The organism is Pseudomonas sp. JDS08PS003, assembly GCF_045013505.1.
GTDB classification, from domain to species: Bacteria; Pseudomonadota; Gammaproteobacteria; order Pseudomonadales; family Pseudomonadaceae; genus Aquipseudomonas; species Aquipseudomonas protegens_B.
In genome coordinates this window covers 4,807,356-4,827,070 of record NZ_CP120724.1, presented here as the reverse complement: position 1 = coordinate 4,827,070, position 19,715 = coordinate 4,807,356, and the positions used below count along the sequence as shown (strand labels likewise).

Below are 19,715 nucleotides of genomic sequence, written 5' to 3'. Positions count from 1 at the left end.
TCCTTTAAATTCAACGACTTGATGTTTTTGTAGGACAATCTGTATCGCAAGAAAATCGACAAACTGTTTCCGTGTTACTCGTTCCCGCCGCCGTTTAGAGCAGCCGGTAACACCCGGCCGCACATTGGCTCACCCGGCGTTACGTGCCTTGGCCACACGAGAACCGCTGGGGCGTCCCAGTACCGTGCAGATCTGCCGGCCAGCGTCGATCAGGCGATCCATGTCGATACCGGTGTGAATGCCCAGGCCGTTGAGCAGGTACAGCACATCCTCGGTGGCGACGTTACCGCTGGCGCCCTTGGCATAGGGGCAGCCGCCGAGGCCGGCGATCGAACTGTCGAACACCGCGATGCCCTCCAGCAGGCTGGCGTAGACGTTGGCCAAGGCTTGGCCATAGGTGTCGTGGAAGTGGCCGGCGAGCTTCTCCCGTGGCACCTGGGCGCCCACCACTTCGAACATTCTGCGGGTGGCGCCGGCGGTGCCAGTGCCGATGGTGTCGCCCAGGGACACTTCGTAGCAGCCCATGGCGTACAGCTCACGGGCCACCAGGGCCACTTGCTCCGGGGCTACCTCACCTTCGTAAGGGCAGCCCAGCACACAGGACACATACCCGCGCACACTGACGCCGTTCTGTTTGGCGGCTTCCATGATCGGCACGAAGCGCTGCAGGCTTTCGCTGATGGAACAGTTGATGTTGCGTTGGGAGAAGGACTCCGATGCGGCGGCGAACACTGCGACTTCCTTGACCCCCGCTGCCAGCGCGTCCTCGAAGCCCCGCAGGTTCGGCGCCAGCGCGCCATAGACCACCCCCGGCTTGCACTGAATGCGGGCGAAGACCTCGGCCGAGCCGGCCATCTGCGGCACCCACTTGGGCGAGACGAAACTGCCGACTTCTATATAGCCCAGGCCTGCCGCCGTCAGGGCATCGACCAACTGCACCTTGTCTTCGACGCTGATGGGCTGGGCTTCGTTCTGCAGACCGTCGCGGGGGCCGACTTCGATCAGGCGTACATGGCTGGGGAGTGACATTCAGGTTCACCTTCTATGAGGGATGGCGGATGCCGGCGCGAGCGGCGCAGGTGTCCCAAGGATTATTGTGCGGTGCTTTTCTGGTTCTGGATGGTTTGTTCCAGTGCCTGGGTGCAGCGCTCTTCGGCGGTGTCCAGTTCCAGCTTCATCTGTTCAATGTCGAGCAACTGCTGTTCGAGCTGCTCACGCCGCTCGCCGATTTTCGCCAGCATGCTGTGCAACTGCTTCAGGTTGCCGCTGCTGGGGTCGTAGAGCTCGATGAGTTCACGGCATTCGGCCAGGGAAAAGCCGATGCGCTTGCCCCGCAGGATCAGCTTCAGGCTGACCTTGTCCCGGGGAGAGTAGATGCGTTCCTGACCGCGACGCTCAGGGGCCAGCAGGCCCTGTTCTTCATAGAAGCGTATGGCCCGGGTGGTGATGTCGAGCTCGCGGGCGAGGTCGGAGATGCTGTAGGTCTGGCTGCTCATGGAGGCGCTCAAGGTGGGACTTGGCGCTAAGCTAAAGGCAGGTTTACGTATACGTCAAGCAATCCGAGTCGATCCCGTTCGCCGGCAAGCCGGCTCCTACAGAGAGGGCTTGCCGGCGAAGGGGTCAGGCTGTTTGCTGGTCGAGCTTCTTTTCGTAGGCGGTAACCTGTTGGCACAGCTCGATCATCTGCTCGCGCATCCAACGGTTGGCCGGGTCCTGGTCGGTGCTTTCGTGCCAATAGAGGTGGGTTTCCACCGGTGGCACATCATTGACTGGCAGATTGAAGGCATGCAGTTCATGGCGTCGGGCAAAACGTTCCGGCACCGTCATGACCATGTCGGTCTGTTGCAGGACTTGCGAGGCCATCAGGTAGTGCTGGGAGCGCAGGGCAATCTTGCGCTGGATGCCCATCTTGCCCAGCGCCAGGTCGACATGGCCCAGGCCGCTGCGGCGGCTGGAAATATGGATGTGGGTCAGGGACAGGTAGTCGTCCAGGGTAAACTTTTCCTTGCCCGCCAGGGGATGGCCCTTGCGCATGGCACACACGTAACGGTCTTCCATGAGCTTGACGTGGCGCACCTGGGGGTCGGTGTTGAGAGGGGCATCCACGGCAAAGTCCAGACGCCCGGCCGCCAGTTCCTTGGTGGTCTCCCGACGCTTGGAGAGGAAACTCTCGATGATCACCGCTGGCGCCAGGCGGCGCAGGCGCTGGAACAGTGGCGGCAGGATTACCGCCTCGGTCAGGTCGGTCATGCTGATGCGATAGGTCTTGACCGCTTGCAGGGGGTTGAAGATGCGGCTTTCCTGCACCGAAACCCGTAGCAGCGACAGCGCGTTGCGCACCGGGCCGATGATGTTTTGCGCCATGGGCGTGGGCACCATGCCCTGGGCGGTCCTGACGAACAGCGGATCGTTGAAGGTCTCGCGCAGACGCGCCAGCGCGTTGGACACGGCCGGTTGGGTGATGCCGACGATCTGCCCGGCGCGGGTCAGGTTGGCTTCGGTGTAGATCGCGTCGAAAACGATGAAGAGGTTGAGGTCGACCTTGCTCAGATTCATGGCGCTGCACTCTTATTGTTAGGGCCTGTGAGGGAGGCTCGGAAGCCTTTCGGATCAGCCGATCATATATCGGTGATGAATGTTAATACACGCCGAGAATAGGCTAGGTAAATTTTCGTAGCTGATCTAGCATCGATTTCAGTCCCCAAACACCCGTTCTTCACAAAGGTAGAACTGCCCATGGAATTCGCCTATTCCCCCAAGGTTCAGGAACTGCGTGAGCGCGTCACCGCGTTCATGGATGCCTATGTTTATCCGGCTGAAGCGGTCTTCGAGCGTCAGGTTGCCGAAGGCGATCGCTGGCAGCCGACCGCCATCATGGAAGAGCTGAAACTCAAGGCCAAGGCTGAAGGGCTGTGGAATTTGTTTCTGCCTGAGTCGGAACTGGGTGCCGGCCTGACCAACCTTGAATATGCGCCATTGGCGGAGATCATGGGCCGTTCGCTGCTGGGCCCCGAGCCGTTCAACTGCTCGGCGCCGGATACCGGCAACATGGAAGTACTGGTGCGTTATGCCAGCGAAGAACAGAAGCAGCGCTGGCTGGAGCCGCTGCTGCGGGGCGAGATCCGCTCCGCATTCGCCATGACCGAGCCGGATGTGGCTTCGTCCGACGCCACCAATATGGCGGCCCGCGCGGTACGCGATGGCGACCAGTGGGTCATCAACGGCAAGAAGTGGTGGACCTCGGGCGCCTGTGACCCGCGTTGCAAGATCCTGATCTTCATGGGCCTGAGCAACCCGGATGCGCCGCGTCACCAGCAGCACTCGATGATCCTGGTGCCGGTGGATACCCCAGGGGTGAAAATCGTTCGTCCACTGCCGGTGTTCGGCTACGACGATGCGCCTCATGGTCACGCCGAAGTGCTGTTCGACAACGTTCGAGTGCCTTATGAGAACGTGCTGCTGGGAGAGGGACGTGGTTTCGAGATTGCCCAGGGCCGTCTTGGCCCGGGCCGCATTCACCACTGCATGCGCTCCATTGGCATGGCCGAGCGAGCCCTGGAATTGATGTGCAAGCGCGCGGTGAATCGCACCGCGTTCGGCAAGCCGCTGGCTCGCCTGGGTGGCAACATCGACAAGATCGCCGACTCGCGGATGGAGATCGACATGGCTCGGCTGCTGACCCTCAAGGCGGCCTACATGATGGACACCGTGGGTAACAAGGTGGCCAAGAGCGAAATTGCCCAGATCAAGGTGGTGGCGCCGAACGTGGCCCTGCGGGTGATCGATCGGGCGATCCAGATTCACGGTGGGGCCGGGGTATCCAATGACTTCCCTCTGGCCTACATGTACGCTATGCAGCGCACCTTGCGCCTGGCGGACGGCCCGGATGAAGTGCACCGCGCGGCCATCGGCAAGTACGAAATCGGCAAGTATGTGCCGAAGGAAATGCTGCGCAGCGGCCATTGATGGTCATGCAGCCGGCCTGCCGGGCGACGCCTGTGGCAGGCCGATTGCTGTGTATTCAGTACACCCAGACTTCCACGCGCCGGTTTTTGATCCGGCCCTCGTCGGCGTTGTTGGCTGCCACTGGCAGTTCAGCGCCGAAACCGCGGATCTCGCGAAACACCACCCCGCTTTTTACCAGTTCCCTGCGCACGGTCATGGCCCGCAGCTTGGACAGTAGCGCAGCGCGTGCCGGGTCGCTCTTGGCATCACCGAATCCGGCCAGAGTGACTTGCCGGTTCATCTTGCCGTGTTGGCGCAGGTAATCCAGGACGCGATTCAGGTCCTGGCGTGCCTTGTTGTCCAGATTGGCGCTGCCTTCTTCAAAGCGAAAGTTCACCGTCAGGCGTTGGGCCTCTCGGCTCAACGCCTGATAGGCCTTGGGCATCTGCGCGCTGGGTGCCACCTTCATGGCCTGTACGGTCTGGGCGATAAAGCCGTTGGCGGCGACGATGGCCTGGCCCTTGGTGCTCTGAGCAAAACTGACCAGAGCGTCGGCCCAGGGGTTCTGCCCATTGGGCGGCAGGTACAGGTACAGGCGCCGCGACAGTGGGTAGTCTTCGGTGGCGATCAGGCTGTTGAGGGGCGGCATGGGTTGGGAGTCGCCGTCGATAATCGCCACGGCCTTGGCCTGGCGTACGTAGGGCAGGCCGATGAAGCCGATGCCTTGAGGGTCTCGGCTCACCGCGTCGGACAGCTGCTCGCTGGACTCGAAACGCTTGGCGGCGGGGTTCAGTGTCTTGCCGCGACGGCTGAGTACCAGCTCCTTGAAGGTGTCGTAGGTGCCGGACTGGTCATCCCGGGCATACAGGTGGATCGGTCCGCCCGTGCTCCCCAGTTCTTCCCAGGTCTTGATCTCGCCGCTGAACAGGCGGGCCAGTTGTTCGGTGCTTAGCTGGCTCAGCGGGTTGTGTGGATGAAGGATGATTGCCAGTCCGTCGATGGCGATGACCTGTTCAGCGCCGGGACTTTTCAGGTCTCCCAGGTTTTCCAGCTCCACCAGTTCGCTGTCCCTGATCGGTCGGGAGGCGGCTGCAATATCGGCCTGGGCGTTTTTCAGCGCGCCAAAGCCGGTGCTCGAACCGTGGGCGGCGACATCGACTCTGACTGTCCGACCTTGGGCGCTCTGTCCCAGAACGCGTTTCTCATTGTCCTTGCCGCCGGCCTCGATCCTGACGTCGCGCAGACCCTGCTGTTCGAGCAAACCCTTGACCAGCGCCGGGCCAAGTTGGGCACCGATGGTGTTGGAGCCCTGGATGTGCAACACAGCGGTATTTTCAGGTGCCAGGGGCAAGGCGGCGAACACCGACCAAGGCAGGGCATAGCAAACGAAGCCGATCAGAAACAGGCTGATGGTCCGGCACCAGATATCTCGTTCGCTGACGGTGGAAGCGCGGGGCATGGCGGCACTGGCCTTCTATTGAGAAAGAGGAGAGTGCTGGTGAGATTAAGTCAGGGAGGTGACAGGGATGTGACGGGTGGCACTTTCTGACCACAAATGGCGAAAGTCCTACGTCGTAAATAGCTGTTTTCTCTAGATTTTTTGAGACTTGTCCTAGAGACCAGTCTTCGAAGGCTGCGTAGAGTGGGCAACTTTGTCTGGCGGGGATTGGGGCGACTGCCAACGCGTCATCCCCCCGCGGATGCCTCGGCAGTGTTGTGCTGCTATTTCGTAGTAAGCAAAGGAGTTACAAATGAGTGCCTGGTTCGAGCTGAAGCAGTATGGCAGTGGTGCATGCAGATTCTTGCTGAAGACAAAGGAGGCGCAGACCATGCTTCAAAGCGACCGATTCCCTTGCCGGGACAGTGCCGAGGCAGCTCTCGGCCTGTTCCGCGCACACTGCTCTTCTCCCGAGCGTTACGTCAAGAAAATTTCATCGGGCGGTAAACCTTTTTTCAAGCTCAAGTCTGGCAAGGAAGTGATTCTGGTCAGTCACTTGTACGATTCGGAAGCCACCCTTGAAAACGCGATCAGCGCCATTGCAGCAGCCGGCACCACTGAGCGGGTTGAAGTGGTCCATCTGTAAGCAGTAGAAAAAAGCCCATCTAGTGATGGGCTTTTTTGTGCCTGTCGATCAGCTCAACTCGAGCCAGATTGGCGCATGGTCAGAAGGCTTTTCCATGCCCCGCAGCTCATAATCGACACCGGCGTCCTTGACCCGGGGCAGCAGCCCTTGGGATGCCATGATCAGATCAATGCGCAGGCCGCGCTTGGGTTCGTCCTCGAAGCCGCGGCTGCGGTAGTCGAACCAGCTGAAGCGATCGTTCACCTCGGGGTTCAGGTGACGGAAGCTGTCCACCAGGCCCCAGTTCTTCAGGCGTGCCATCCACTCGCGCTCTTCCGGCAGGAAGCTGCACTTGCCGGTCTTGAGCCAGCGCTTGGCATTTTCGGCGCCGATGCCGATGTCGCAGTCTTGCGGGGAAATATTCACATCGCCCATGACCACCAGGGGCTGGTCGTTGCTGAAGCGGCTTTCCAGCAGGTGCTGCAGGTCGTTGTAGAAGCGTTCCTTGGCTGGGAACTTGGTGGGATGGTCGCGGCTTTCACCCTGGGGGAAGTAGCCGTTCATGATGGTCACCGGCGTGCCGTTGGCATCGGCGAAGGTGCCCCAGATAAAACGCCGCTGGGCGTCCTCGTCATCGCCTTCAAAGCCTTTATGCAGGGCCAGTGGCGCCTGGCGCGAGAGCAGGGCGACACCGTAATGGCCCTTCTGGCCGTGGTAATGCACGTGGTAGCCCAGGGCCTGGATGTCGGCGAGGGGAAACTGCTCGTCGGCGACCTTGGTTTCCTGCAGGCCGATCACGTCCGGCTGGTGTTTGTCGATCAGCGCCGCCAACTGATGGGGGCGGGCGCGCAGCCCGTTGATATTGAACGAGACGATCTTCATGGTCGGCGGTCCTGGCAAAACAGCGATGCTAGCTGACTACGCCCGGGTCGACCAGCATGGCAGCCCCGCGAATGCGCTGCTAATGTCCTTGAGCGTGGGAACGATCAGCGCCGCGCCAGGTTCGTAATAACAAGAGCGCGGCCATTCGAGCCGGGTCCAGGGGAGAGTGACCGACATGCCTGATACCTCCAACGCCATCGCCGATATCCATATGCTCGACAGCGGCTATTCCCGCGAAGCGCGGTCGCTGCTGTACCAGGCCTATCGCCATGAACCGACGTTCGGTTTCATTTTCGAATCCGAGCGCGCCGGTTATGAACAGCGGGTGCGGGCGACGGTGCGCGAGCTGGTAAAGCAACATTTTCTGCAAGACCTGCCGGCCATCGGCCTGCTCGTCAATGACCGCTTGATTGGCATTGCCCTGATCGCCCCGCCGCAACGCCGCCTGGGCATTACCGAAAGCTGGGCCTGGCGGCTGCGCATGGTCCTGAGCACGGGGTTCCGGTGTACGCGGCGGTATCTGGAGTACCACGAAGCGGTGCAGGCTTGCCTACCCGGCGATGCGGTTCATGTGCTGCCGCTGTTGGGGGTGCACCCGCAATTTCAGGGGCAGCATTTCGGCGAACAGTTACTGCAGGCGGTTCACAATTGGTGTGCAGTGGATGAACATTCCCAGGGCGTGGTCCTGGATACGGGCAATCCGCGCTATCTGGAGTTCTATAAACGTCAGGGTTATGAGGAGATCGGGGAGATCGCGGTAGGGCCGGTCCGTGAGCACGTTTTCTTTCATGCGAACCCGCAGCTCTTACAAAGAGCAACAGCCTGATATAGAACTTTCCTAGCACTTGAGCGCTCTATCGCCCCCCCAAGCTCGTGATAGCATCCGCGCCTATGAAGTTTCCAGGAAGATTTACCAGCGGCTTTTTGCTGTTGTTCACAAGCTGTGCGGCGCTGGCGCAGAGCGAATTGGATGTCAGGGTAAAGCCCGCCAACGACGAGCTGAAGGCCAATGTGGAGGGTTACATTGGCGGTGTCGGTGATCGCGATGAAGAAGCCCTGCTGCGGTTCAGCCGGGGCGCCGAGGAGCAGGCGAAGAAAGCCGCCCAGGCGTTGGGCTACTACCAGCCCCATATCGAAAGCGAAGTGCGTGGCGGCGAGAAACCCCGCCTGTTGTTGCGTATCGACCCCGGCGAGCCGGTGCATCTGCGCAATGTGACGATCCGGGTCGAAGGCCCGGCGGCTTCCCTCAAGTCCTTCCGCACCCCCGACAGTGACCAGCTCAAGCCTGGCGCTGTGCTCAATCATGGCCGTTATGAAGATGCCAAGCGCCTGATCCAGAACCAGGCCTCGCGCTATGGTTTTTTCAGCGGGCGTTTTACCCGCCAGCAATTGTCGGTAGATCCCCTGGCCGGGGTGGCGGACATCGAACTGGTTTATGACAGCGGTCCGCGTTACGCACTGGGCAAGGTCAGTTTCACCGGGGACTCGTTGTTTGACGAAGACCTGTTGCGGCGCATGGTGCCCTTCAAGAACGGCGCCCCCTACGACTCCGAGTTGATTGCCGAACTCAATCAGGCGCTGCAGTCCAGTGGCTATTTCGAGGGTGTTCGGGTAGATGCGGCGCCCACTGCTGCCGAGCATGAGGTGATTCCGGTAGCGGTCCTGCTGGAAACCCGCAAGCCCCGGACCATGGGGCTTGGCCTGGGTTACTCCACCGACGTCGGCCCCCGGGTCAAGGCCAACTGGACCCGGCACTGGGTCAATCCCCAGGGCCACAGTTATGGCTGGGAGGCGGAAGTCTCGGCGCCGCGGCAGAACGTCGGCCTGTGGTACGACATTCCTCTGGACCCGCCCCTGACCGACAAGCTGCGCTTTGCCGGTGGTTATCAGAACGAAGAAATCTCCGGCACCGATACCCTGAGTAAGTTGCTCACAGTGGGCCCCGAGTGGCACAGCAAGCTGCCCAGCGGCTGGCAGCGCGTGGTCTCGCTGAAGTATCAGCGTGAGGAGTATCGCCTTGGGGACGACTCGGGCCTGAGTAATCTGCTGATGCCTGGCCTGACCTATTCCTACCTGCGCAGCGACAATCGCATCGATCCGCACAACGGTTATCGCATTCAATTCGATACCAAGCTGGCCAAGGAAGGCGTGGGTTCCGACACCAACCTGTTGTACGGAACGGTCCTGCTCAAAGGCCTGACCACAGCCTGGGACAATCATCGCTTTCTCGGTCGTGTGCAGTTTGGAGGCAGCGCCACCAACGGTTACAAATCCATTCCGCCGTCCTTGCGCTTCTTCGCCGGTGGCGACCAGAGCGTGCGTGGCTACGACTACCAGACCCTGTCCCCGAAGAACTCCGACGGCGATCGTATCGGGGGTCGTTACATGGTGGCGGGCAGTGTCGAGTATCAGTACTCCATCGCCGAGAAATGGCGGATCGCGACCTTTGTCGATCAGGGCAACTCGTTCAACAAACTGGAACTGCCGAACCTCAAGACCGGGGTCGGTGTAGGGCTGCGCTGGGTTTCGCCGGTAGGACCGATCCGGGTCGACCTGGCCCACGCAATGAATGATGACGGTGGTATTCGCTTGCACTTTTCCATGGGGCCAGAGCTTTGAAGCGCGCTTTGAAGATAACGCTGCTGGCGATTCTTGCGCTGGTGATCCTCACCCTCCTGGCCCTGACCACGGTTCTAGGGACTCAGGCCGGCAGCCGCTGGGCCCTGGGCCTGGTGCCGGGACTGACCTTGGACAATTTCCAGGGGCATCTGGGCGGCCAGTGGAGCACAGACCATCTGCTCTGGCAGCAGGACGGCAGCCGGGTTGAGCTCGAATCGGTGAAATTTGCCTGGTCTCCTGCCTGCCTGTTGCGCATGACCCTGTGCATCGAGCAGTTGGAGGCCGATCAGGTCAGCCTTCAGTTCGCTCCCGGCAACGATGCCGAAGAAAGCACGGGGCCCATCAGCCTGCCGGAACTGCGTCTGCCCGTGGCCATCGAGCTTGGACAGGTACGGGTTGGCCGTCTGTTGTTCAACGGCAGTGAAGAACTCAAGGGGCTGCAACTGGCGGCGCACTGGACCGCTCAGGGCTTGCAGATCGACTCGGTGCACCTGCAGCGCGATGACCTGAGCCTCGACCTGTCCGGCCTGTTGCAACCCAGTGGCGACTGGCCTCTGACGGCTCAGGGTACCCTCGGTTTGCCCGCTCCTGGCGGTGGCCCCTGGGCCCTGGCTATGAAGATCGAAGGCGATCTGCTCAAGACCTTGAAACTCAAGGCCGACAGCAGTGGTTATCTGCAAGGGCAGTTGAGCGGTGAGCTGCAACCCCTGGTGGAGAACCTGCCGGCGCAGGTGCGAATCATTGCCGATGGCTTCAAGGCCAGCGCCGACTTGCCGGATACCCTGCAACTGGACCAGTTGGAATTGACCGGCAAGGGGGACTTGAAAAACGGCTACCAGCTCAACGGCAAGGCCAGTCTGCCGGCGGAGCAAGGGCCGGTGGCTCTGCGGTTGCAAGGCAAGGTCGACGCCAAGGGCGCGCAGATCGCCACGCTGGACCTGCGGGCCAACGACAAGCAAAGCCTCAATCTCAGCGGTCAGCTTGATTGGAGCCAAGGCTTTTCGGCCGAGGCGAAGCTTGCCTGGCTGGATTTCCCCTGGCATCGCCTTTACCCATTGATCGAAGAACCGGCCGTGGCGTTGCGCAGCTTCAATGCAGAAGTGGCGTATCGGGATGGCAATTACCTGGGCAACTTCAAGGGTGATCTGGATGGCCCGGCAGGCGCCTTCAGCCTGAGCAGTCCATTCAGCGGCGACTTGAGCAAGATCTTCCTGCCGCAGTTTCAGCTCACGGCCGGACAAGGCAAGGCCCAGGGGCACCTGAACCTGCAATTTGCCGACGGTGTGGCCTGGGATACGGCCCTGGAGTTGTCGGCCATCAACCCGGCCTATTGGCTGGCCGAGTTGCCCGGCACCTTGGCCGGCCCTTTGCGCAGCCAGGGTGAAATGAAGAATGAACAGCTCAAGGTCACGGCCGACCTCGACCTCAAGGGGCGCCTGCGGGGGCAGCCAACCGTGCTGCTGGCCAAGGCCGACGGGGCAGGGGAGCAGTGGAACCTGAGTGCCCTGGATATCCGCCTGGGGGACAACCGCATCAACGGCTCCGGCAGCCTGCAGCAGAAAATCGCCGGCCAACTGGACATCAAGCTGCCGCGCCTGGGCCAGCTCTGGCCGCAGTTGCGCGGGCAACTCAATGGCCGGGTAGACCTGGCAGGCACGCTCAAGGCGCCACAGGGCAAGGTGGACCTCTCGGGGCAGCAACTGGCCTTTGCCGACAACCGTCTGCAAAGCCTCAAGCTGGAAGCCACTCTCGACAGCGCACAACAGGCTCAGGTGGAACTCAAGGGCAGTGAGATTCAGGCGGGAGACACCCAGCTTGGCACCCTGACCCTGGCCGGCCAGGGCGATATCAAGAAACAGAAACTGCAATTGGACCTGCAAGGCCCGCTGTTGAAACTGGCCCTGGGGCTGGACGGCGCGCTGGATCAGGGCAATTGGCGGGGACGCCTGGCCAGTGGCGATGTACAGACCGGCGGCCAGGACTGGAAACTGCAGAGCCCGGCGAAGCTGGAGCGGCTGGCCAATGGAACCCTCAACTTTGGCGCCCATTGCTGGACCAGCGGTGATGCCAGTCTGTGCGGCGAAGACCAGCGATTGATGCCTGATCCGAAGCTGCGTTATCACCTCAAGCGTTTCCCCATCGACAGCCTGGCTCAATGGCTGCCCAAGGACTTCGCCTGGAAGGGCATTCTCAATGCCGAGGTGCAGTTGGACCTGCCGGCCAGTGGTCCCAAAGGCCAGATCCTGCTGGATGCCAGTGGTGGCACCTTGCGGGTCAAGGACAAGGGGCAGTGGCTGGACTTCCCCTATCAGGCGTTGAAGCTCGACACCCGCCTCAACCCGCGACGCATCGATACTCAGCTGCAGTTCGACGGCGGCAAGCTGGGAGAACTGATGGTTCAGGCACAGATCAATCCGTTGCCCAAGAGCAAACCGTTGTCCGGGGAGTTCCGCCTCAGTGGTCTTGATCTGTCCGTGGCGCGGCCGTTTGTGCCCATGGTGGAGAAACTCAGCGGCAATCTGAACGGCAGTGGTCGCTTGTCTGGTGGGCTGCTAGCGCCCCAGGTCAACGGCAATCTGCAACTCAGTGGCGGTCAGGTCTCCGGTTCCGAGCTGCCCATCAGCCTTGAAGACTTGCAGTTGAGCGCGCAGATCATGGGCGAGAGCGTGCAACTCAACGGCGGCTGGAAAAGCGGCAAGGCCGGGCAGGGCAGCCTCAACGGCAATATCGCCTGGGGGCGTGCCCTGGCGGTGGACCTGAGCCTCAAGGGCACGCAGTTACCCGTCACTGTCGAGCCCTATGCGGCGCTGGAAATGGCTCCGGACCTGAAGATCTCACTGCAGGACGACAAACTGGCAATCGACGGCAAAGTGCTGATCCCCAAGGGGCAGATCACCGTACGTGAACTGCCGCCGTCGACGGTCAAGGTTTCCGATGACACGGTCATCGTCGGCCAGCAGACCGACGAGGGTAAGAAGCCCATGGCCATGGCGATGAACATCGATGTGGAAGTGGGCCAGGACAAGCTCAGCTTTGCCGGGTTCGGCCTCACCGCCAACCTGCAGGGGCATGTGCACATTGGCGACAACATGGATACCCGTGGCGAGCTGTGGCTCAACGACGGTCGTTACCGAGCCTATGGCCAGCGCCTGACGGTGCGTCGCGCACGGTTGCTGTTTGCCGGCCCCATCGACCAGCCGTACCTGGATATCGAAGCGGTGCGCCAGACCGACGACGTGATTGCCGGCATCCGCTTGAGTGGCAGCGCCGAGCAACCGGCGACGCAGATCTTCTCCGAGCCGGCCATGAGCCAGGAACAGGCCTTGTCCTATCTGGTGCTGGGGCGGCCGCTGAGCTCCACCGGTGAAGACAACAACATGCTGGCCCAGGCCGCCCTGGGCCTGGGGTTGATGGGCAGTTCCGAGCTTACCGGCGGCATTGCCAAGAACCTGGGCATCCAGGACTTCCAGCTCGATACCCAAGGCAGCGGCAACAGCACCAGCGTGGTGGCCAGCGGCAATATCTCCGAGAAGCTCAGCCTGCGTTATGGCGTCGGGGTCTTCGAACCTGCCAGCACCATTGCCTTGCGCTACAAACTGAGCAAGAAGGTCTACCTGGAAGCGGCCAGCGGTTTTGCCAGCTCCCTGGACATCTTCTACAAGCGCGACTTCTAAGGCTCGCCGTCAGAGGGGGGGGGCAGCCCCCCTTCTTGTCCACGCCACCTCTCTCCAACAGAACAAGGCACCCGCCGGTTTCGAACCGGCGGCGCTGCACCGTTTATCAAGCAAATAAAGAGCAAGCTAATTATTGCGTTGACATTTGCTGCCTAGGCAGTAACATCTCGACACACACTCTCTGCCTAGGCAGCTAATTGGTGGTCAGATGAAGCATTTCGAACCCGACGATTTTCACAATTGCCATCTCGGCCTGCTGCTGGGGCGTGCCGCCTTGCTCAAGGACCGGATCATTGACACCCATATGGAACCCCACGGCATCACCGCCGCGCAGTTCAAGGTGCTGATCATCATGGCCCAGTTCGGTGTCGATACGCCGGCCGAGTTGTGTCGCCACCTGTCCCTGGACAGCGGTTCCATGACCCGCATGCTCGATCGCCTGGAGCAGAAGGATTTTCTCGCTCGCAAGCGTTCGGAAGGTGATCGCCGCCAAGTGCAGCTGGTGCTGACCGAAGAGGGGCAGAAGCTCGCCGATCGGCTGCCCTACATCGGCGCCAATGCGATGAACGAGCTTGCCGGTGCCATCTCTCCCGAGGAGTTGCGCACCCTGGAACAGATTCTCAAGAAAATTTTGCTGGCAGCCGGTGATCCGATCACCGTCCTGCGCATTGGTGATAAATGAGCAGTAAATCCTTGCGTACTCGCCTCAGCCTGGTGCTGTTGGCCATGAGTCTGGCCGGTTGTGCCAATTACAGCGGCCTGGATACCTCCGGCGTAAGCCTTGAGGCAAAAAGCCTCGCAACTGGCCAGTCTCTCAACGGCGTGACCTTGTCGCCGGCCGCCTGGCCGCAAAGCGACTGGTGGAAAAGCCTGGGCGATACCCAGCTTGACGGTCTGATCCAGGAAGCCCTGCGGGACAGCCCGGACATGCAGATCGCCAGTGCCCGTGCCCATCAGGCCAGTGCTGCGGCCTATGCCGCGGATGCCGAGCGGATGCCAACCCTGGATGCCAGCGCCGGTATCAGCCGATCGCGCCTGGCCCGTGACCAGGACCCGCTGGGGCAGGGCGGGGCCTATTCCACGGTGCGCAATGTTGGCGCCAGCTTCAATTACAACTTCGATCTCTGGGGCGGCCAGCGCGCGGCCTGGGAAGCGGCGCTGGGGCAGGCCCGAGCCGCTGAAGTCGATCGCCAGGCAGCAAGCCTGACCCTGGCCGCCGATGTGGCGCGTGCCTACAGCGACCTGGGGCGTGCGCATATCGTTTACGACCTGGCTAACGAGGACCTCAAGCGTACCCGGCAGATGCTCGACCTGAGCCGCCGTCGCCTGGACTCCGGGATCGACAGTCAGTACCAGTACCAGCAGACCGAAAGTCTGGAGGCCAGCTCCCAGGCCAGCCTGATCGACGCCGAGAAGCAATTGCAGAGCGCGAAGATCGCCCTGGCCGTGTTGCTGGGCAAAGGTCCGGATCGGGCCGATGACATCTCCCGGCCCAAGGTCCTGCAAGCCAGCGCCGTAGCCCTGCCTTCGACGCTGCCTGCTGAACTGCTGGGACGCCGGCCGGATCTGGTGGCGGCTCGCTGGCGAGTGGAAGCGGCGAGCAAGAACATCGATGCCAGCAAGACCCGTTTCTATCCCAACCTCAACCTCAGTGCGCGAGCGGGCACCGAGGCGTTGCTGGGCGATGCGCTGTTCGGTTCCGCCAGTCGCTTCTTCAGTATTGCGCCGACCGTTTCGCTGCCGATTTTCGACGGTGGGCGACTGCGGGCCGACCTGGACGCTCGGGATGCCGACTACGACCTGGCAGTCGCGCAATACAACAAGACCCTGGTGTCCGCCCTGGGGGATGTCAGCGACAGCATCTCTCAACTGCGGGATATCGGACGGCAGATCGTCGCCCAGCAGCACGCCACCGACATCGCTCAGGATTCCTACAACACCGTGGTCCAGCGTTTCGGTTCCGGGATCGGCAACTACCTGGACGTGCTGAGCATCGAGCAGCAATTGCTGCAGGCCCAGCGCCAGCTGGCCACGCTGAATGCTCAGCAGATCGACCTGTCGATTCAATTGATGCAGGCGTTGGGGGGCGGCTTCGGCGCCCAGAACCTGGCTTCGGCCAACCCAGCCCCAGCCCCTCAGACCAAATAATTCGAGGTATTTGTCATGGCCACTGCCGACACTCAAACAACCGAAAACACCCCGGACGCCAGCAACTCCCGCAAGCGCAAAGTCATGCTCCTGGGGCTGACGGCCATCGTCATCCTCGGCGGCCTGGGCGTGTTCGCCTGGCACGAACTCTATGGACGCTGGAATGAAAGCACCGACGATGCCTATGTCAACGGCAACGTCGTGGAGATCACCCCGCTGGTCACCGGCACCGTGGTCAGCATCGGCGCTGATGATGGCGACCTGGTGCATGAAGGCCAGGTGCTGATCAACTTCGACCCCAACGATGCCCAGGTCGGCCTGCAGAGTGCCGAGGCCAATCTGGCCCGCACCGTGCGCCAGGTACGCGGCTTGTACAGCAACGTCGATGGCATGCGGGCCCAGGTGGCGGCGCAGAAGGCCGAAGTGCAGAAAGCCCAGGACAACTTCAATCGCCGCAAGAACCTCGCGGCCAGCGGTGCGATCTCCCAGGAAGAACTGTCCCACGCTCGCGATGACCTGACCTCGGCGCAAAATGCCTTGGCCAATGCCCAGCAGCAGCTCAATACCACCAATGCTCTGGTAGACGACACCGTAGTCTCCAATCACCCGGATGTGCAGGCTTCCGCTGCGCAGTTGCGCCAGGCCTACCTGACCAACGCCCGTAGCACGCTGATCGCGCCGGTGACCGGTTATGTGGCCAAGCGCACCGTGCAACTGGGCCAGCGGGTCCAGCCGGGTACTGCACTGATGGCGGTGATTCCCCTGGACCAGCTGTGGATCGACGCCAACTTTAAGGAAACCCAGCTGCGGGACATGCGCATTGGCCAGCCGGTGGATATCGAGGCCGACATCTATGGCAGCGATGTGAAATACAGCGGCACCATTGATAGCCTCGGCGCCGGTACCGGTAGCGCCTTTGCCCTGTTGCCGGCGCAGAACGCTACCGGCAACTGGATCAAGATCGTGCAGCGCGTACCGGTGCGTATCCACGTCAACGCCGATGAGCTGGCCAAGCACCCACTGCGGGTCGGCCTGTCGACCCTGGTGAACGTCAACCTGCGAGATCAGAGCGGTCCGGTACTGGCCCAGCAACCACCGCAAAAGGCTTCTTTGAGCACCAACGTCTATGACCGTCAGTTGGGTGAGGCCGACGCCCTGATCGCCCGCCTGATCCACGACAACAGCGCGACCATCGGCAAGACTGCCCAGCGCTGATTCGCCAATCCGTCAACCCTGGTTTCGTCTAGAGGCCAGGGTGCCAGCCTAGTTCCAAAGGATTCGCGATGAGCAATAATGCGTCTTTCACGCCTCCCAGCCTGCTGCTGAGTACCATCGGTCTGTCCCTGGCGACCTTCATGCAGGTGCTCGATACCACCATCGCCAACGTGGCGTTGCCGACCATCTCCGGCAACCTCGGGGTGAGTTCGGAACAGGGCACCTGGGTCATTACCTCGTTCGCCGTGAGCAACGCCATTGCCTTGCCGCTGACCGGCTGGCTGAGCCGGCGTTTCGGTGAGGTGAAGCTGTTTATCTGGGCCACGCTGCTGTTCGTGGTGGCCTCGTTTCTCTGCGGCATTTCCACCTCCATGCCGGAATTGGTGGGCTTTCGGGTGCTGCAAGGGGTGGTGGCAGGTCCCCTGTATCCCATGACCCAAACCCTGCTGATTGCCGTCTACCCGCCCGCGAAGAGGGGCATGGCCCTGGCGCTGCTGGCCATGGTCACGGTGGTGGCGCCGATTGCCGGGCCGATACTCGGTGGCTGGATCACCGACAGCTACAGCTGGCCGTGGATCTTCTTTATCAACGTGCCGATCGGCCTGTTTGCCGCCTGGGTGGTGCAGCAGCAAATGAAAGCGCGGCCGGTGGTGACCAGTCGTCAGCCGATGGACTATATCGGCCTGCTGAGCCTGATTGTCGGGGTTGGTGCCTTGCAGATCGTCCTCGACAAGGGCAACGACCTGGACTGGTTCGAGTCCAACTTCATCATCGTCGGCACGCTGATCTCGGTGATTGCCCTGGCGGTGTTCGTGATCTGGGAAATGACCGATCGTCATCCGGTGGTCAACCTGCGGCTGTTCGCCCATCGCAACTTCCGCATCGGCACCATTGTGCTGGTGGGCGGCTACGCCGGGTTCTTCGGGATCAACCTGATCCTGCCGCAATGGTTGCAGACCCAGATGGGCTATACCGCCACCTGGGCCGGTCTGGCCGTGGCACCGATTGGCATCCTGCCGGTGCTGATGTCGCCCTTTGTCGGCAAGTACGCCCACAAGTTCGACCTGCGCCTACTGGCTGGCCTGGCATTCCTGGCCATTGGCCTGAGCTGCTTCATGCGTGCCGGTTTCACCAATGAGGTGGACTTCCAGCACATCGCCCTGGTGCAGTTGTTCATGGGGATTGGCGTGGCGCTGTTCTTCATGCCGACCCTGAGCATCCTGATGTCCGATCTGCCGCCGCACCAGATCGCCGACGGCGCTGGCCTGGCGACCTTTCTGCGGACCCTGGGAGGCAGCTTTGCCGCGTCGCTGACAACCTGGATCTGGATACGTCGGGCGGATCAGCACCATGCCTACATGAGCGAAAGCATGAGCACCTTCGATCCGGTCACCCGGGATGCACTGAACAACCTCGGCGGTGCCAGCACCAAGGCCTACGCGCAGTTGGATCAAGTGCTCACCAGCCAGGCGTACATGCTCTCGACGGTGGACTATTTCACCTTGCTGGGCTGGGTGTTCATGGGCCTGATTCTGCTGGTCTGGCTGGCCAAGCCGCCGTTCGCCGCCAAGGCCGGCCCGGCGTCGGCGGGGCATTGATGCCCAGCTCCCTTGTAGGGGCTGGCTTGCCAGCGAAGGCGTCCCCAAGGCTAATGCAAGGCCCAGGGCCCTCTTCGTCGGCAAGCCGACTCCTACGGTTGAGGAATCGTTGTAGGAGCTGGCTTGCCAGCGAAAGACGCGAAATTCAAGACGAACCGGGTAGCGCCAACTGAGCCGGTACGAAATCGAATGCCGCCAACTGAAAGCCTTGCTCATCGACCTGCAACGCCCAACCTTGACGATCCCAATCCCCCAGCACGATGCGTTTGGCGGCTTGCTCGCCAATCTGCAACTTGTGAATCGCCGGGCGGTGGGTATGGCCGTGTACCAGGGTGTGCACGCCATGTTCCTGCATCACCCGCGGCACTTCGTCCGGGGTCACATCGACGATGTCGTTGGCTTTCATGCGGGTCTGGGCACGGCTTTCATTGCGCAGCTTGCGTGCCAGTTTGCGCCGGGTGCGCAAGGGCAGGTGCCGCAGAATCCACAGGCTCAACGGGTTGCGCAGGTAACGGCGCATGCGCATGTAGGCTTCGTCGCGGGTGCACAGGCTGTCGCCGTGCATCAGCAATACCGGTTCACCGTAGAAGTCGACGACGCTGGGGTCCTTGAGCAGGGTGGCGCCCGCCGCCTTGCAGAAGGCCTGGCCGAGCATGAAGTCGCGATTGCCGTGCATCAGGAAGATCTGCGTGCCGCTGTCGCTGAGCTCGCGCAGTGCCTGGCAAATGGAAAGCTGGTAGGGGGTCATGGCATCGTCGCCGATCCATACCTCGAAGAAGTCCCCGAGTATGTACAGCGCCTCGGCGGCGCGAGCGCGCCCACCGAGTAAATCCAGAAACGCCCGGGTAATGTCCGGGCGTTCCTCTTCCAGATGCAAATCTGAAATCAGCAGTATCACTCAACGATCTCGGCTTTCTCGATGATCACGTCTTCTGCGGGTACATCCTGGTGGCCGGATTTCATGGTGGTGGCCACGCCCTTGATCTTGTCGACCACTTCAGTGCCGGCGATCACTTTACCGAATACGGCATAGCCCCAGCCTTGAACGGTCTTGCCGCTGTGGTTGAGGAAGCTGTTGTCAGCGACGTTGATGAAGAACTGCGCGGAGGCCGAATGCGGCTCCATGGTACGGGCCATGGCGACGGTGTACTTGTCGTTGGAAAGGCCGTTGTCCGCTTCGTTCTGGATGCTTGGACGCTTGTCTTTCTTTTCTTTCATGCCAGGTTCGAAGCCGCCGCCCTGGATCATGAAGTTACCGATGACGCGGTGAAATACGGTGTTCTCGTAGTGACCGGCTTTCACGTATTCGACGAAGTTGGCCACGGTCAACGGGGCTTTCTCGGCGTTCAGTTCCAGCACGATCTCGCCGTGGTTGGTGGTCAGTTTGACTTGGGTCATGGTCGGTACTCTGTATAAGGAGAAGCGTTTTCAAGAAAATCCTGGGTGGCGGGGCACGCATGGGGTCCGCACCGATTTGGCCATCCTGCAGCCAAGGAGCGCAGTTTAGCGTGACCGCCACGAATTTCGAGGCTGTTTTTTCACTTGGGTGCCATTAATAGCCGCAGTTTTAA

The 19,715-nt window shown here is 61.4% G+C and carries 16 protein-coding genes; 9 read left to right on the top strand and 7 right to left on the bottom strand.

Annotated elements, in window-relative coordinates; genetic code table 11:
• Window positions 1-129: 129 nt before the first annotated feature.
• The 3 genes from P7C00_RS21375 to P7C00_RS21365 all read right to left on the bottom strand — a co-directional run bounded on the left by P7C00_RS21375 (window position 130) and on the right by P7C00_RS21365 (window position 2,556).
• Window positions 130-1,029, bottom strand: a complete 900-nt coding sequence (locus P7C00_RS21375; RefSeq protein ID WP_346635107.1) for a hydroxymethylglutaryl-CoA lyase — start codon at window positions 1,027-1,029, stop codon at window positions 130-132.
• Between the two features lie 62 nt (window positions 1,030-1,091).
• Window positions 1,092-1,496, bottom strand: coding sequence for a MerR family DNA-binding transcriptional regulator (locus tag P7C00_RS21370; protein ID WP_102864696.1), 405 nt, complete (start codon window positions 1,494-1,496; stop codon window positions 1,092-1,094).
• Window positions 1,497-1,620: 124 nt separating this feature from the next.
• Complete coding sequence (locus P7C00_RS21365) at window positions 1,621-2,556, bottom strand: LysR family transcriptional regulator (RefSeq protein ID WP_221811545.1); 936 nt, start codon at window positions 2,554-2,556, stop codon at window positions 1,621-1,623.
• Between the two features lie 180 nt (window positions 2,557-2,736).
• Between P7C00_RS21365 and P7C00_RS21360 the strand changes: the two genes are divergently transcribed.
• On the top strand, window positions 2,737-3,966 hold the full coding sequence (locus P7C00_RS21360) for an acyl-CoA dehydrogenase (RefSeq protein WP_346635106.1): 1,230 nt from the start codon (window positions 2,737-2,739) through the stop codon (window positions 3,964-3,966).
• 55 nt (window positions 3,967-4,021) lie between these two features.
• Here the strand turns inward: P7C00_RS21360 and P7C00_RS21355 are convergent, their stop codons facing one another.
• Window positions 4,022-5,404, bottom strand: a complete 1,383-nt coding sequence (locus tag P7C00_RS21355) for a substrate-binding domain-containing protein (protein ID WP_404937314.1) — start codon at window positions 5,402-5,404, stop codon at window positions 4,022-4,024.
• Window positions 5,405-5,696: 292 nt separating this feature from the next.
• Between P7C00_RS21355 and P7C00_RS21350 the strand changes: the two genes are divergently transcribed.
• Window positions 5,697-6,029, top strand: a complete 333-nt coding sequence (locus P7C00_RS21350) for a YegP family protein (protein WP_404937313.1) — start codon at window positions 5,697-5,699, stop codon at window positions 6,027-6,029.
• A gap of 48 nt (window positions 6,030-6,077) precedes the next feature.
• Here the strand turns inward: P7C00_RS21350 and xthA are convergent, their stop codons facing one another.
• The gene (gene xthA, locus P7C00_RS21345; protein WP_346635104.1) at window positions 6,078-6,890 is read right to left on the bottom strand and encodes an exodeoxyribonuclease III; all 813 of its coding nucleotides are present in this window, start codon (window positions 6,888-6,890) and stop codon (window positions 6,078-6,080) included.
• Window positions 6,891-7,065: 175 nt separating this feature from the next.
• On the opposite strand from xthA, the gene P7C00_RS21340 reads away from it, so the two are divergent.
• From P7C00_RS21340 to P7C00_RS21310, 7 genes are all read left to right on the top strand, one after another.
• Window positions 7,066-7,716, top strand: coding sequence for a GNAT family N-acetyltransferase (locus tag P7C00_RS21340; protein ID WP_346635103.1), 651 nt, complete (start codon window positions 7,066-7,068; stop codon window positions 7,714-7,716).
• A gap of 65 nt (window positions 7,717-7,781) precedes the next feature.
• Window positions 7,782-9,509: an autotransporter assembly complex family protein gene (locus P7C00_RS21335; RefSeq protein WP_404937312.1), complete on the top strand. Its 1,728-nt coding sequence runs from the start codon at window positions 7,782-7,784 to the stop codon at window positions 9,507-9,509.
• Complete coding sequence (locus tag P7C00_RS21330) at window positions 9,506-13,183, top strand: translocation/assembly module TamB domain-containing protein (protein ID WP_404937311.1); 3,678 nt, start codon at window positions 9,506-9,508, stop codon at window positions 13,181-13,183. Before P7C00_RS21335 ends, P7C00_RS21330 begins: the two co-directional genes overlap by 4 nt.
• A 208-nt stretch (window positions 13,184-13,391) precedes the next feature.
• Window positions 13,392-13,865: a MarR family transcriptional regulator gene (locus tag P7C00_RS21325; protein WP_346635100.1), complete on the top strand. Its 474-nt coding sequence runs from the start codon at window positions 13,392-13,394 to the stop codon at window positions 13,863-13,865.
• Window positions 13,862-15,331 (top strand): efflux transporter outer membrane subunit, encoded by a 1,470-nt coding sequence (locus P7C00_RS21320; protein WP_404937310.1) that lies wholly within the window; start codon window positions 13,862-13,864, stop codon window positions 15,329-15,331. Before P7C00_RS21325 ends, P7C00_RS21320 begins: the two co-directional genes overlap by 4 nt.
• 15 nt (window positions 15,332-15,346) lie before the next feature.
• A complete protein-coding gene (locus P7C00_RS21315) occupies window positions 15,347-16,546 on the top strand; it encodes an efflux RND transporter periplasmic adaptor subunit (RefSeq protein ID WP_346635098.1) in 1,200 nt (399 codons plus the stop codon).
• 68 nt (window positions 16,547-16,614) lie between these two features.
• The gene (locus P7C00_RS21310; RefSeq protein WP_346635097.1) at window positions 16,615-18,144 is read left to right on the top strand and encodes a DHA2 family efflux MFS transporter permease subunit; all 1,530 of its coding nucleotides are present in this window, start codon (window positions 16,615-16,617) and stop codon (window positions 18,142-18,144) included.
• Window positions 18,145-18,289: 145 nt separating this feature from the next.
• Here P7C00_RS21310 and lpxH read toward each other — a convergent pair whose 3' ends face one another.
• Both lpxH and P7C00_RS21300 read right to left on the bottom strand, forming a co-directional pair.
• The gene (lpxH, locus tag P7C00_RS21305) at window positions 18,290-19,042 is read right to left on the bottom strand and encodes a UDP-2,3-diacylglucosamine diphosphatase (RefSeq protein WP_404937309.1); all 753 of its coding nucleotides are present in this window, start codon (window positions 19,040-19,042) and stop codon (window positions 18,290-18,292) included.
• Complete coding sequence (locus tag P7C00_RS21300) at window positions 19,039-19,542, bottom strand: peptidylprolyl isomerase (RefSeq protein ID WP_346635095.1); 504 nt, start codon at window positions 19,540-19,542, stop codon at window positions 19,039-19,041. Before P7C00_RS21300 ends, lpxH begins: the two co-directional genes overlap by 4 nt.
• Window positions 19,543-19,715: the final 173 nt, after the last annotated feature.

Bases quoted from the DNA above. Each gene is read 5' to 3' on its own strand.
- P7C00_RS21375 (WP_346635107.1), bottom strand. From the start codon at position 1,029: ATGTCACTCCCCAGCCATGTACGCCTGATCGAAGTCGGCCCCCGCGAC.
- P7C00_RS21370 (WP_102864696.1), bottom strand. From the start codon at position 1,496: ATGAGCAGCCAGACCTACAGCATCTCCGACCTCGCCCGCGAGCTCGAC.
- P7C00_RS21365 (WP_221811545.1), bottom strand. From the start codon at position 2,556: ATGAATCTGAGCAAGGTCGACCTCAACCTCTTCATCGTTTTCGACGCG.
- P7C00_RS21360 (WP_346635106.1), top strand. From the start codon at position 2,737: ATGGAATTCGCCTATTCCCCCAAGGTTCAGGAACTGCGTGAGCGCGTC.
- P7C00_RS21355 (WP_404937314.1), bottom strand. From the start codon at position 5,404: ATGCCCCGCGCTTCCACCGTCAGCGAACGAGATATCTGGTGCCGGACC.
- P7C00_RS21350 (WP_404937313.1), top strand. From the start codon at position 5,697: ATGAGTGCCTGGTTCGAGCTGAAGCAGTATGGCAGTGGTGCATGCAGA.
- xthA (WP_346635104.1), bottom strand. From the start codon at position 6,890: ATGAAGATCGTCTCGTTCAATATCAACGGGCTGCGCGCCCGCCCCCAT.
- P7C00_RS21340 (WP_346635103.1), top strand. From the start codon at position 7,066: ATGCCTGATACCTCCAACGCCATCGCCGATATCCATATGCTCGACAGC.
- P7C00_RS21335 (WP_404937312.1), top strand. From the start codon at position 7,782: ATGAAGTTTCCAGGAAGATTTACCAGCGGCTTTTTGCTGTTGTTCACA.
- P7C00_RS21325 (WP_346635100.1), top strand. From the start codon at position 13,392: ATGAAGCATTTCGAACCCGACGATTTTCACAATTGCCATCTCGGCCTG.
- P7C00_RS21320 (WP_404937310.1), top strand. From the start codon at position 13,862: ATGAGCAGTAAATCCTTGCGTACTCGCCTCAGCCTGGTGCTGTTGGCC.
- P7C00_RS21315 (WP_346635098.1), top strand. From the start codon at position 15,347: ATGGCCACTGCCGACACTCAAACAACCGAAAACACCCCGGACGCCAGC.
- P7C00_RS21310 (WP_346635097.1), top strand. From the start codon at position 16,615: ATGAGCAATAATGCGTCTTTCACGCCTCCCAGCCTGCTGCTGAGTACC.
- P7C00_RS21300 (WP_346635095.1), bottom strand. From the start codon at position 19,542: ATGACCCAAGTCAAACTGACCACCAACCACGGCGAGATCGTGCTGGAA.